The sequence below is a fragment of the Micromonospora sp. WMMD708 genome (assembly GCF_049315245.1).
GTDB classification, from domain to species: Bacteria; Actinomycetota; Actinomycetes; order Mycobacteriales; family Micromonosporaceae; genus Micromonospora; species Micromonospora wenchangensis.
This window is the reverse complement of sequence record NZ_CP186060.1, coordinates 3,662,800-3,675,078: the sequence shown is the minus strand read 5'-3', so window position 1 is coordinate 3,675,078 and position 12,279 is coordinate 3,662,800. Positions and strand designations below refer to the sequence as shown.

Below are 12,279 nucleotides of genomic sequence, written 5' to 3'. Positions count from 1 at the left end.
CCACCCGGTTCGGGTGGCCACCCGGCGGTTCGCCGGTGAACAGGCACGCGTGCGCCCCAGGTCGCGGTTCGTGACCCGGGGCGCCCGCCTGTCCGGGGTCAGATGCTCCGCAGGTGCCGTGCGACCCGCTGGTGCCGCTTCTCCCTCGCCTGCTGTGCCCGCCGGGCGGGGTCGACCTCCGGTGCGGGGTCGATCCGGGCCGAGCGGGCCACCTGCGCGTCGTCGGCGTAGTCCACCGGCGGCAGCGCCCGCAACGCCCGCAGCACGTCGGGCGGCGCGCCCTCCCGTTCGGCCTGGCGCACCACGGCGTCCTTCGCCGCCGGGTAGTCCAGGCTGGACAGGTACCGCAGGACTTCGGTCCGACTGGCCATCGGTGGGCCTCCTCGCCGCCTCGATCCGGTCACGATCGGCGGCGGTTACCCGTCCGGCAGCAGGTCACGCGCAGGCGGCGCGAAAAGCGGGACGGGCGGCCTCGTTTCCGGGGCGGCCCGGCGGGTAACCGGGCCGCCTCATGTCGAAGGGAGCCCCACATGAACTACGACACCTTCGTCGACCAGGTGGCCCGACGGGTCGGTACCGACCCGGAGCGGGCGGTGGTGCTGGTCCACGCGACGCTGTCGAGCCTCGCCGAACGGTTGACCGGGGGTGAGGTGCTCGACCTGGCGACACAGCTGCCCGCGCCGTTGCGGCTGGCGCTGCGGCCCGGCCCCGGCACGGAGGCGGCCGAGCAGTTCGGCGCGGCCGAGTTCGTGGCCCGGGTGGCGCGGCGGGCCGAACTGGACGAGCCGGCCGCCCGGGACGTGGTGCGGGTGGTCTTCGGCACCGTCCACGAGGCGGTCAGCGGCGGCGAGTTCGACGGGCTGGTGACCCGGCTGCCCCGCGACTACCGCGACCTGGTGGAGCCGGCCCTCGCCCCCGGCATGGCCGCCCCGCGCCGGGCCTGACCCACGGTCGGGCCCGGGTCGGTGGGCGGCACACAGCGGTTGACCAGGGCAACCACGGTGGGACTGGCTTGGCGAGTCGTCCGGACCTGGCCTAACCTGGTCCGCACGAGGGGAGTACTTCCCACGAACCATTCCGGTCAGTACGGCGCGCTCCGGGTGCGCCTCGGGTGGTTGCCCACGACGAACGTGGGTGAAGGAGACCTCGAACATGGCACGGTGTTCGAGGAGGCTCCATGACCGATCTGTCGTATTTTGCCGCCGGTGGGTTGTCGTCGGTCGGCACCCCCACCCTGTGGGCGGTGACCATCGTCGGCGTGCTCGCCCTGCTGGTCCTCGACTTCCTGGTCACCCGGCGACCGCACGAGGTGTCGATCCGGGAGGCGCTGGGCTGGTCGGCGTTCTACATCGCGCTGCCGCTGGCCTTCGGCGGCTGGATCTGGTACCGCTTCGGCTCCCAGCAGGGCGTCGAATACCTGACCGGTTACCTGGTCGAGAAGTCGCTGTCGGTCGACAACCTCTTCGTGTTCATGCTGCTGCTGGCCGCCTTCGCGGTGCCCGCCGTGCTCGCCCAGCGGGTGCTGCTCTACGGCATCGCCGGGGCGCTGGTGCTGCGGGCGGTCTTCATCGCCCTCGGCGCGGCGGCGTTGCAGACCCTCGACTTCGCGTTCCTGATCTTCGCCGTCATCCTCATCGCCACCGCCGTCAAGCTGCTGCGCGACGCCCTCTCCGGGCACGAGCAGGAGGTCGACATCAACAAGATGCGGTCGGTGCGCCTGCTGCGCCGGTTCATGCCGGTGGTCGACGAGTACCACGGCACCCGGATGACGGTCCGGCAGCACGGCCGGCGGGCGCTCACCCCGTTCGCCCTGGTGGTGGTCGCGGTGCTCGCCACCGACATCGTCTTCGCGGTCGACTCGGTGCCCGCCGTCTACGGCATCACCGAGGACCCCTACCTCGTCTTCGCCACCAACGCCTTCGCCCTGCTCGGGCTGCGGGCGCTCTACTTCGTGCTGCACGCCGCGCTGAGCCGCCTGGTGCACCTCAGCTACGGCCTGGCGATCATCCTGGCCTTCATCGGCGTCAAGCTCGGCCTGCACTGGGCGCACGGCATCTGGTCGGGCGTGCCGGAGATCCCCACGCTGGCCTCGCTCGGGGTCATCATCGGCGTGCTGATCGTGGTCACCCTCACCAGCCTGCGGGCCACCCGCGACCGGGAGCCCGGCGACGCCGAGGTCGTCGTCGACAAGCACTGACCGTACGCGACAGGCGGCGGCCCGCGACGGGGCCGCCGCCGAAGGCGGGCCGGTGCGCCGGAACCCTCCCGCTTACGCCCGCCGGGTGGTACGACTGACGGGTGGGAATCGTGTCACCGGGCTTCCAGGGCCGCCGTCGGACGAGCGACCCGGCCCTGCCGCCGGGGCAGTACCTGACCGAGGACTTCCCGGTGCTGTCCGCCGGGCCGACCCCCCGGGTTCCGCTGGACCGGTGGGAGTTCGTCCTCACCACCGAGACCGGCGAGGAGGTCCGCTGGTCCTGGGCGGAGCTGATGGAGCTACCCCAGGAGACCCCCACGGTAGACATCCACTGCGTCACCCGGTGGTCGAAGTTCGGCACCAGCTGGCAGGGCGTCTCGCTGGACGTGCTGCTCGACGGCGTGGACACCGCCGCCGACTACGCCCAGGCCCACTCGTACGGCGGCTACACCACCAACCTGCCGCTGGACGACCTGCGCGACGGGCAGGCCTGGGTGGTGCACGGCTACGACGGCGAACCGCTGCCCGCCGAACACGGCGGCCCGGCCCGGCTGCTGGTGCCGCACCTCTACTTCTGGAAGTCCGCCAAGTGGGTACGCGGCCTGCGGCTGACCGTCGAGGACGAACCCGGGTTCTGGGAGACCGCCGGCTACCACGACTACGGCGACCCGTGGCGCGAGCAGCGCTACCAGGGCGACTGAGGTGACCGCGGCCGGTGGTCGGCTGGCACGGCCGGTGGACTGGCGGGTGGCCCGGCTGGCGCAGCGCCGCGTCGAGACGCCCACCGCGCAGACCCTCGAGCTGTCGGTGCCCGGCTGGCCGGGGCACCTGCCGGGGCAGCACGTCGACGTCCGGCTCACCGCCCCCGACGGCTACCAGGCGGCCCGCTCGTACTCGCTCGCCGGCCCGGCCGACGGCGACCGGATCGCGTTGACCGTGCAGCGGGTGCCCGACGGCGAGGTGTCGCCGTACCTGACCGACACCTGGGCCGAGGGCGACCCGGTGGAGGTGCGCGGCCCGGTCGGCGGCTGGTTCGTCTGGCGACCCGGGCAGACCGCGCCGGTGCTGCTGGTCGCCGGGGGCTCCGGGGTGGTGCCGCTGATGGCGATGGTGCGGGCCCGCCGGGCCGCCGGCAACCGCGCGCCGTTCCGGCTGATCTACTCGGTCCGCACCCCGGCGGACGTGATCTACGCCGACGAGCTGCGCACCCGCGCCCGCGACGACCCCGGCCTGGACGTCACCTACGTCTACACCCGCGAGGCCCCCGACGACTGGCGGGGCGAGCCGCACCGGATCGGCCTGGCCGACGTGAACACCCACGGCTGGCCGGCGGACCTGGAACCGCTCTGCTACGTCTGCGGCCCGACCGGCTTCGTGGAGACCGTCGCGGATCTGCTGGTGGGGCTGGGCCACCCGACCCGACGGGTCCGCACCGAACGGTTCGGGCCCACCGGCTGACCGGCGAGGAGAACCGATGACCGAGATGTCCTACCTGGACGGCAACATGCTCGACGGGCCGCTGCGCGAGCTGCTGGCCGTGGACCTGAGCGCGGCGACCGGGCGGTGCGCGTGGTGCGGCATGGTCGGCCCGATGGCCGGCCTGCGCGTCTACGCCCACGCCCCCGGGCTGGTGGGTCGCTGCCCGGCCTGCGCCGAGGTGATGCTCCGGCTGGTCCGGGCCCCCGACCGGGCGTGGCTGGACCTGCGCGGCGCCACCTACCTCCAGGTGCCGATGCCGCCGACCGGGCCGCCGTTTCCGCGCTGATCAGTGCGGCGCGGCGGCGACCGACGCCCGGCGCACCAGCGGGCACGGCAGGGCGACGTGCCGGGCCACCCGACGCCGGGCGCCCTTCGGTCGGTCGAGCAGCTCCACCATGGTCTCTACCGCCCACGCGCCCATCCGGTGGTGCGGCAACGCCACACTGGTCAGGGCGGGGAACAACCCGTCGGCGATGACCTCCTGGTTGGCGCAGCCGACCACCGAGAGCTCCTGCGGGATCCGCAGGCCCAGTTCGGCCGCCGCCCGGTAGACCCCCATCGCCATCGCGTCGGTGAAACAGAACAGCGCCGTCGGCCGGTCGGCTCCGTCGAGCAGGGCGCGGGCCGCGCGGTGCCCCCCGGCGGGGTCGCCGACGTCGGCGCGCACCAGTTCCGGCCGGTACGGCACCCCGGCCGCCCACAGCGCCTCCCGGTAGCCGAGCAGCCGACCCCGGGCGGCGGGGACGTCGTCGACGGTGGTGACGAAACCGATCCGCCGGTGCCCGTGGGCGAGCAGCTCCCGCACCGCCGTGGCGGCGCCGTCGCGCTCGTCCGGCACCACCGAGGGGAGCGTGGCGTCGGCACTGCGGGCGTTGAGCAGCACCACCGGCATCGGGCGCAGCTCGTCGGGGACCCGTACCACCCGGTGGTCCATGGTCGCGTAGAGCACGCCGTCGACCCGGTGCCGCGCCAGGGCCCGGATCTCCCGCCGTTCGACCTCGGGGTCACGGCCGGTGGTGAGCAGCAGCACCCATCCGCGCGCCGACGCGGTCTCCTGCGCGCCCAGGACGAGCCGCCCGGCCTGTCCGGTGGCGGCGACGACGTCACCGAGCAACCCCAGGGCGTACGACCGTTGCAGCCGCAGCCCCCGGGCCAGCCCGTTCGCGGCGTAGCCGAGCTGACGGGCCACCGTCTCGACCCGTTCCCGGGTCTGCGCGCTGACCCGGGTACCGGACTTGTTGTTCAACACGTGGGACACGGTGGTCACCGAGACACCCGCGGCGGCGGCGACGTCCCGGATGCTCGCCTTCGGTGCCATCGGTTCACCTTCGTGTCGCTCGTGTCTCGGCCGTCGGGCACGACGGTCCGACAACGCTAGCCGACCGCACCCACCGGTGGAGATCACCAACGGTCCCGCGCACGGGATGGTCGCCCGGCGGTGCCGACAGGTCGCCGGACGGTGGTCCGGACCGTCCACCCGGCGCCGCCCGCCGGGCCGACCGGCGGGCGGCGCCGCCCGGCTCAGATCCGGGAGGTGAAGGCGACCAGCACCTGGTACGGCGCGGGAGTGCCGGTGTTGTCGAAGCAGATCACATCCACCGGGGCGTCCACCGCGTACGACCACGGCTGGGTCAGGTTGCAGTAGTTCGGCCCGGTGCCCTGCGCGGTGACCTGGGCGTGCGTCTCCTTCTGCCCGAGCTGCTTGAAGGTGACCAGGTAGCGGCCGGCCGGCGCGAGCGGCGCGATGGTGTTGACGCCCACCCCGAGCTGGGAGTTGTCGTTGGTGGGGCCGCCGGCCGCGCTGGCCAGGTGACCGAAGAACTTCGGCGGGGCCAGCGACCCGATCACCGACCGTCCCCGGTGGTAGGAGAGGGTGAAGTCGGTGTTCACCGGCGCGCCGGCCTGGTCGAAGCAGAACACGTAGACCAGGACGTCGGTGCCGGAGGCGCCCCAGCGGGCGACGGTGCACCGGCGCGGACCGGCGTTCGGCTGGATCGCGGTGGCCTGCACGTTGCCGGCCAGCACCCCGGCCAGCCCGACCCCGGGCAGCTTCACCGACCACTGCCCGACCCCCAGCGGGGCCAGCGCGGCGGGGGCCCCGGTGGACACGTACGACTGGACCAGGCCGCTGACCCCGCCCTGGACGTAGGCGTGTGCGGTGCCGGCCGGCAGTACCCCGGAGCTTGCGGTCCACAGCACGGTGAACCGGCTGTCGTCGCGGGTGCCGCCGGGGGCGAAGCACTGCACGTCGACGATCTCGTCGGTGCCCGACTGGAACCAGCGCACCACGGTGCAGTAGTGCCCGGCCCGGTCGACCGGGGTCACGTGCGGCACCCCGCGTGCACCGGCCCCGATCTGCGGGAAGCGCACCTGGAACCGGCCCGGGGCGAGTTTGACGCCGGTGGCCCAGGCGGCCGGGAAGGCGGTCTTCCAGGTCCCCCACTGCCGGGTGGTGTCCAGCACGGTCCAGCTGGTGACGGTGGGGTTGTCGACGTAGGCGAAGCCCCAACGGTCCGCGGTGGCCGCCGCGGCGGGTGCGGTCGGCGCGAGCCCCACGGCCGCCAGCAGGGCGGCCAGTGCGACGGCGACGACACGACGAACTCTCATCTGTCCCTCCGATTGGTGGTGGTCGAACAGAAACTCAGCGTGAGCGGAGGGCGCGCCCAAAGCAACGGTGTCGTCCACCCGGTGTGACTACAGTCGGGAGCCCGTCACTGATGTATCAAACGGCCCGCTGCGCCCTCGTCCGCCGCCCCGCTGCGGTCCGGCGGTGCCGGGGCGACCCGACACGTTTGTCGTGCCGACCGCCGGGAAGGGAGCGGACATGACGAAACCTCGGGTGGTGATCGTGGGCGCCGGTTTCGCCGGTTACCACGCGGCGAAGACGTTGCGTCGGCTGGCCGGCGGACGGGCCGAGATCGTGCTGCTGAACTCGACCGACTACTTCCTCTACCTGCCGCTGTTGCCCGAGGTGGCCGCCGGGGTGGTCGAACCCACCCGGATCTCGGTCCCGCTGACCGGCACCCTGCCCGGCGTGCGGGTGGTCGTCGGCGAGGCCGACCGGGTCGACCTGCGCCACCGCTGGGTCGGCTTCACCAACCCGGAGGGGGAGCGGGGCCAGCTCGCCTACGACCGGCTGGTGCTCTGCGTCGGCAGCGTCAACAAGCTGCTGCCCATCCCCGGCGTGACCGAGTACGCCCACGGTTTCCGGGGCCTGCCCGAGGCGGTCTACCTGCACGACCACGTGGTCCGCCAGATCGAGCTGGCCGAGCAGGCGCAGGACCCGGCCGAGCAGCAGGCCCGGGCCACCTTCGTCGTGGTGGGCGCGGGCTACACCGGCACCGAGGTCGCCGCGCACGGGCAACTGTTCACCGACGCGCTGCACGCCCAACGCCCCCGGTTGACCGTCCGCCCCCGGTGGATGCTGCTGGACGTCGCCCCCCGGGTGCTGCCGGAGCTGGACGAGCGGATGTCGGCCACCGCCGACCGGGTGCTGCGCCGCCGGGGGGTCGACGTGCGGATGGGCACCTCGGTCGCCGAGGCCACCGCCGACGGGGTGCACCTCACCGACGGCGAGTACGTCCCGACCTGCACGCTGGCCTGGTGCGTCGGGGTACGCCCCGACCCGTTCGTGGCCGAGTTGGGCCTGCGTACCGAGAAGGGCCGGCTGGTGGTCGACGAGTACCTCAACGTCCCCGGCTTCCCCGAGGTGTACGCCTGCGGCGACGCCGCCGCCGTGCCGGACCTCACCCGCCCCGGGCAGCTCTGCACGATGACCGCCCAGCACGCGCAACGGCAGGGCAAGCTCGCCGCGCACAACATCGCCGCCTCCTACGGGCACGGCAGGCGTCGCCCGTACAAGCACCATGACCTGGGCTGGGTGGTCGACCTGGGGGGCAGGGACGCGGCGGCGAACCCGCTGAAGCTGTCGCTGTCGGGGCTGGCCGCCAAGGCGGTCACCCGGGGCTACCACCTGATGGCGATGCCGGGCAACCGGGCGCGGGTGAGCGCCGACTGGATGCTCGACGCCGCGCTGCCCCGCCCGGCGACGCAGCTCGGTCTGGTTCCGGCCCACGCCGTGCCGTTGGAGAGTTCCTCGCCCGAGATGCCGGTGCGCACCCGCTGAGCGGCGGCGACCGTGCGGCCGCGGGACGCGGGTGGGTGGTCGGCGACGACCCGCGTCCCGGCTTCACTCCCGCGGGGTGAGGGGCGCTCACCCGCGCGGGACGGACCATCGGGACGACCGGAGGTCTTCCGAGGCACGCGGAAGGGTAGGTCGTCATGAAGAGGATCGTGGAGATTGTCCCGGCCCGTCCCGGCTGGTACTCCCGCTGGCAGGTCGGCCCCGAGCTGACCCGGTGCTACCCGGTGAGCCTCTGGGCCCTGGTGGAGGAGGCCGACGGATCGGGCCGGGAAGTGGTGGGCATGGACTGTGCCGGGCAGTGGCCCGGCGCGGAGGACAACGAGTCGGGCGGGGGTTTCGTCCGCTATCTGTTCCGGATGCCTGATTCCGGTCCTCCGGATGACGCCGAGCCCCCGTCGTCCGCCGCGCCCCGGTCGACCGGGCCGCGCCGGCAACCCGCCGTCGAGGCGCAGGAGACCGTCGTCAGCGCCTGACGGCGGACCGCCCGGACCCTCCTCCCGGCCCCCGGCCCCTGGTCCCAGGGTCGGGGGTCACCCCGGCCGGGCGGCTCAGCCCACCTCGCGGACGTCGTCGCCTGCGTCGGACGCCGGCTGCTCCTCCACCGCCAGCAACTCGGTCAGGCCGGTGCGGTCGAGCAGCTGCTGCAGCCGGGCGTTGACCCCGGTCAACCGGACCGGCCCGGCCCCGCCCTGGCTGAGCACCACGAACGCGCTCAGCCCCGACGAGTCGCACAGGCCGACCCCGCCCAGGTCGACGATCAGCGCGCGGTGGCCGTGCGCGCGGACCCCGGCCGCCGCTTCGATCAGCTCCGGGGCGGTGTCGAAGTCGAGGTCGCCGGTGAGTCGCAGCCGGGCGGTGCCGGCGTCGAGCCGGGTCACCTCGATGGTCAACAGCTGCGGGCGCATGTCCCCATGTTCCCAGCCCCGGGTGATCGGGAAACGTCGGGGTTCGCTCGACGGTGACCGGGTTCAGGCGGTCGGGTTCAGGCGGACGTGGCCGGACGCTGCGGCGTGGGGGTGGACCGCTGCGGTACCTGACGGGCCAGTAGGCCGGTGACCCCGGTCATGTCGAGGATGGTGGTCAGGAAGCGGGGGACGGCCCGCAACCGGACCAGCGTCCCGACCCGTTGCCCCTCCCGCCAGGCGTGCACGATGACCGACAAACCGGTGCTGTCGATGAAGGTCAGCCCGGAGAAGTCGAAGACGATCACCGCCGGGCGCTCCACCAGCACCCGGTCGACCTCCACCCGCACCGGGCGGGAGGTGGCGTAGGCCAGCTCACCGCCGACCGACAGGACCGGCGCCCCGGGGTCGGAGCGGTCCACCGACATGGTCAGGGGGGCAGCCTCGGTTTTCCTTCCAGGGGACACCACAGCACGCCTTTCCGACAGGGCCGACGGTCGGGCCGGACTACGCCGGATCGTAACAACCCGCTGGTGTGCCCGCAGGGGTGCGCATCCGCGCCGGGGACGCCGTGCGGTGGCGGTGCCCGCGTTCCGGCGTAGGCTGAGCGGAACAGATTGGAACATACGACCTACATCCGGGATGTGCCGGATGGCGACAAGGGGAGTGGGGCTCAGCTGGTGGGTGCTGCCGACGTCAGGGGCTTCGACCCGGGCGACGGACGGATCTCCACGCCGAGTGCCGGTCGGGCCGCGGCGCGGTCCGTCGGCGCGCCCGCCGGCCTGCCGCCGTTGGCCCCCGACCGGGCCGGCCCCGATCCCGCCCGGCCCGACCCGGACCGGGTCGACCCGGCCTGGTCCGAGGTCCTCGAACACTTCCGGGAGGGCCTGGTCGTCTGCGACGCCGACGGGGTGGTCCGGCACGTCAGCCCGGTGGCCGAGCGGCTGCTGCCCGAGGTGTCGCCCGGCCGTCCCCTGGCCGCCGCCGGGCTCGCCGTGCTGACCGGGGCCGTCGAGCCGGACGGGTTCGGTCACCACGGCCGGCGACTGCGCATCCGCCGGGTGCCGCTGTCCGGCTCCCGGAGCTGCCTGTACGTCGAGGACGTCACCGACAGCGTCTCCCGCGCCGACGCCCTGCTCGCCGAGCGGGCCCGGTCGGCCTTTCTCGCCGTGGTCGGCGAGAAGCTGGGCAACCCGCTGCACCCGGACCGGGCCGCCGCCGCCGTGGTCCGGCTCACCGTGCCCACCCTGGCCGAGGTGGCGGTGCTGGTGCTGGCCCCCCGCTCCGGGCGGGCCCGGTGGTGGCGGGCGACCCGGGCCGACGACGAGTCGCCCACGGTGGACAGCGGCATGCTGCCCGCCGCCGCGCTGCCCCCGGCCATCGTCGAGGGGCTGTCCGGGGTGGAGCCGCACACGGTGGACTGGCTGGTCGACCAGGCGGTCGAGGCCGGATGGCTGCCGGGGTTGAGCGCCCGCGAGGTGACCGCCCGGGTGGTCCCGCTGCCCGGCCGGGACGCCCCGGCGGGTGTGCTGCTGGTGGCCCGGCGTACCCGGTGGTACGACGACGCCGACGTGGACCTGGTCCGGGCCTTCGCCGCCCGGGCCGGCGCGGCGCTCACCACCGCGGTCCTCTACCGCAACCAGGCCGAGGTGGCCGACACCCTCCAGGCCAGCCTGGTGCCGGTGGAACCGGCCGAGGTGGCCGGGGTGCAGTGGGGCACGGCCTACCGGCCCGCCCAGGCGAGCCTGCGCATCGGCGGCGACTTCCACGGCGCGCACCGGCTGGCCGACGGTGGCGCGGTGTTCTTCCTCGGCGACGTCTCCGGCAAGGGGGTGGAGGCGGCGGTCTTCACCGGCCAGCTCCGCCAGTGCCTGCAGGCGCTCTACCGGGTCGAGTCGCAGCCCGGCCGGCTGCTGAAGCTGCTCAACGACGCCCTGCTGGAGACCACCCAGGCGCACGGGCAGGGCCGGTTCGCCACGATGGTGATCGGGGTGGTGCGCCCGCACCGCGACGGTGGGCTGTCGCTGACCCTGGCCGGTGGCGGGCACCTGCCGCCGCTGGTGCTGCGCCACGGCGGCGAGGTGGAGACGGTGCCGCTGAGCGGGATGCTGATCGGTGTGGTGCCCGACCCGCGCATCGGCGAGGTCACCGTCCGGTTGGCCGTCGGGGAGACCTGCCTGCTCTACAGCGACGGGGTGACCGAGGCCCGGGGCGGCCGGCGCGGCGACGAGCAGTTCGGGCAGGACCGGCTGGTCCACGTTGTCACCGGCTGCCACCGGATGCCGGCCCCGGCGCTCGCCGAGCGGGTCGAGCAGGTCACCTGCGACTGGCTGGCGCACGGCGACCACGACGACATCGCGGTGCTCGCCCTGCGGGCCACCGGACCGGGTGGCCGTCCCCGGCGGCACCTGCACTCCGTGCCGGCCGTGCCGGACCCGGTCGAGGAGAGGACGTCCCGACCGTGACCGCCCCGACCGATCCGTACCGGGCCCTCGGTGAGTTCCTCGCATGCCTGGAGGAGGCGGACGAGTACGGCGCGATCGAGGTGGTCACCGGGCTGCTCGACGCCGGCGTCCCGGCGGAGCGGGTGCTGCTCGACCTGGTCGCCCCGGCCCAGACCGAGGTGGGTGAGCGGTGGGCCCGCAACGAGTGGAGCGTGGCGCAGGAGCACGCCGCGACGCACATCAGCGAACGGGCCGTGGCGGCGATCGCCGGGTGCGCCGACCCACGGCCGAGCCGGGGGCGGATCGTGGTGGCCTGCATGGACGGTGAGTGGCACGCCCTGCCACCCCGGCTGGTCGCCGAGGTGCTGCGGCTGCGCGGCTGGCAGGTGACGTTCCTGGGCGCCAGCGTGCCGGCCGCCCACCTGGTGTCGTACCTGCACCGGCACGACGCGTACGCGGTCGCGCTGGCCTGCGCCCTGCCGATGCGCCTGCCGCAGGCGCACCGGATGATCGAGGCGTGCCGGCGTTCGGACGTACCCGTGGTGGTCGGTGGGCGTGGGTTCGGCGTGGACGGCCGGTGGGCCCGGCGGCTCGGGGTCGCCTGGGCCCCGGACGCCCCGGGTGCCGCCGACCTGGTCGCCGACGAGCGGGTCCTGCGCCGGGTGCCCCCGGCGGACCTGTCCCACCTCGCCGACGACGAGTACGCCAGCCTGGTGAAGCGGCGCGGCGAGCTGATCGACTCGGCGGTGGCGGACCTGCGGGCCCGGGAGCCGTCGGTGGCGGAGTACACCCCGGCGCAGTGGGACGCCACCACGAGTGACCTGGGCTACATCGTGGACTTCCTGGCCGCCGCCGTCTACGTCGACGACGGGGAGCTGTTCACCGACTTCGTGACGTGGCTGGTGGCGATCCTGACCAGCCGGGGGGTGCCGGCCGGGTCGGTCGCCGCCACCCTGGGTCACTACGGGCACGTCCTGCGGGACTTCCCCCGGGCGGGGCGGTTCCTGGCGCTCGGCGCGGCGGCGACCGTCGCGTCCGGCGGGGTGCGGCACTGACGCGCCTTGCGGGCCCCCGGGGGAGCGCTGCGTATACTTGCTGCACTGCAAGGGTCTG

At 74.3% G+C, this 12,279-nt stretch carries 14 protein-coding genes; 9 read left to right on the top strand and 5 right to left on the bottom strand.

Features of this window, described 5'->3' with window-relative positions:
- Positions 1–98: 98 nt before the first annotated feature.
- Positions 99–371: a DUF2795 domain-containing protein gene (locus ACN260_RS16310; RefSeq protein ID WP_422751920.1), complete on the bottom strand. Its 273-nt coding sequence runs from the start codon at positions 369–371 to the stop codon at positions 99–101.
- Between the two features lie 159 nt (positions 372–530).
- On the opposite strand from ACN260_RS16310, the gene ACN260_RS16305 reads away from it, so the two are divergent.
- The 5 genes from ACN260_RS16305 (at position 531) to ACN260_RS16285 (ending at position 3,962) form a co-directional block, all read left to right on the top strand.
- Positions 531–944, top strand: a complete 414-nt coding sequence (locus ACN260_RS16305) for a DUF2267 domain-containing protein (protein WP_422751919.1) — start codon at positions 531–533, stop codon at positions 942–944.
- A gap of 233 nt (positions 945–1,177) precedes the next feature.
- Positions 1,178–2,197 carry a TerC family protein gene (locus tag ACN260_RS16300; protein WP_422751918.1) on the top strand — a complete coding sequence of 340 codons (1,020 nt, stop codon included), beginning with the start codon at positions 1,178–1,180 and terminating at the stop codon, positions 2,195–2,197.
- Positions 2,198–2,298: 101 nt separating this feature from the next.
- Positions 2,299–2,898 (top strand): sulfite oxidase-like oxidoreductase, encoded by a 600-nt coding sequence (locus ACN260_RS16295; RefSeq protein WP_422751917.1) that lies wholly within the window; start codon positions 2,299–2,301, stop codon positions 2,896–2,898.
- A 1-nt stretch (position 2,899) separates the two neighbouring features.
- Complete coding sequence (locus ACN260_RS16290; RefSeq protein ID WP_422751916.1) at positions 2,900–3,655, top strand: ferredoxin reductase; 756 nt, start codon at positions 2,900–2,902, stop codon at positions 3,653–3,655.
- Positions 3,656–3,671: 16 nt separating this feature from the next.
- A complete protein-coding gene (locus ACN260_RS16285; RefSeq protein ID WP_422751915.1) occupies positions 3,672–3,962 on the top strand; it encodes a DUF6510 family protein in 291 nt (96 codons plus the stop codon).
- On the opposite strand, the gene ACN260_RS16280 is transcribed toward ACN260_RS16285, so the two are convergent.
- Both ACN260_RS16280 and ACN260_RS16275 read right to left on the bottom strand, forming a co-directional pair.
- Positions 3,963–4,994 carry a LacI family DNA-binding transcriptional regulator gene (locus ACN260_RS16280; RefSeq protein WP_422751914.1) on the bottom strand — a complete coding sequence of 344 codons (1,032 nt, stop codon included), beginning with the start codon at positions 4,992–4,994 and terminating at the stop codon, positions 3,963–3,965.
- Positions 4,995–5,197: 203 nt separating this feature from the next.
- Positions 5,198–6,283 carry a hypothetical protein gene (locus ACN260_RS16275; RefSeq protein ID WP_422751913.1) on the bottom strand — a complete coding sequence of 362 codons (1,086 nt, stop codon included), beginning with the start codon at positions 6,281–6,283 and terminating at the stop codon, positions 5,198–5,200.
- A 217-nt stretch (positions 6,284–6,500) separates the two neighbouring features.
- Here ACN260_RS16275 and ACN260_RS16270 point away from each other — a divergent pair, with 217 nt between their 5' ends.
- Both ACN260_RS16270 and ACN260_RS16265 read left to right on the top strand, forming a co-directional pair.
- Positions 6,501–7,802, top strand: a complete 1,302-nt coding sequence (locus ACN260_RS16270) for an NAD(P)/FAD-dependent oxidoreductase (RefSeq protein WP_422751912.1) — start codon at positions 6,501–6,503, stop codon at positions 7,800–7,802.
- Between the two features lie 155 nt (positions 7,803–7,957).
- Positions 7,958–8,293, top strand: coding sequence for a hypothetical protein (locus ACN260_RS16265; RefSeq protein ID WP_422751911.1), 336 nt, complete (start codon positions 7,958–7,960; stop codon positions 8,291–8,293).
- A 75-nt stretch (positions 8,294–8,368) separates the two neighbouring features.
- Here the strand turns inward: ACN260_RS16265 and ACN260_RS16260 are convergent, their stop codons facing one another.
- Both ACN260_RS16260 and ACN260_RS16255 read right to left on the bottom strand, forming a co-directional pair.
- Complete coding sequence (locus tag ACN260_RS16260) at positions 8,369–8,725, bottom strand: STAS domain-containing protein (protein ID WP_422751910.1); 357 nt, start codon at positions 8,723–8,725, stop codon at positions 8,369–8,371.
- Positions 8,726–8,802: 77 nt separating this feature from the next.
- Entirely contained in the window at positions 8,803–9,150 is a 348-nt protein-coding gene (locus ACN260_RS16255; protein WP_422751909.1) for an STAS domain-containing protein, read from the bottom strand.
- Positions 9,151–9,402: 252 nt separating this feature from the next.
- On the opposite strand from ACN260_RS16255, the gene ACN260_RS16250 reads away from it, so the two are divergent.
- Positions 9,403–11,187, top strand: a complete 1,785-nt coding sequence (locus ACN260_RS16250) for a SpoIIE family protein phosphatase (protein WP_422751908.1) — start codon at positions 9,403–9,405, stop codon at positions 11,185–11,187.
- Entirely contained in the window at positions 11,184–12,221 is a 1,038-nt protein-coding gene (locus ACN260_RS16245) for a cobalamin B12-binding domain-containing protein (protein ID WP_422751907.1), read from the top strand. Before ACN260_RS16250 ends, ACN260_RS16245 begins: the two co-directional genes overlap by 4 nt.
- Positions 12,222–12,279 lie beyond the last annotated feature (58 nt).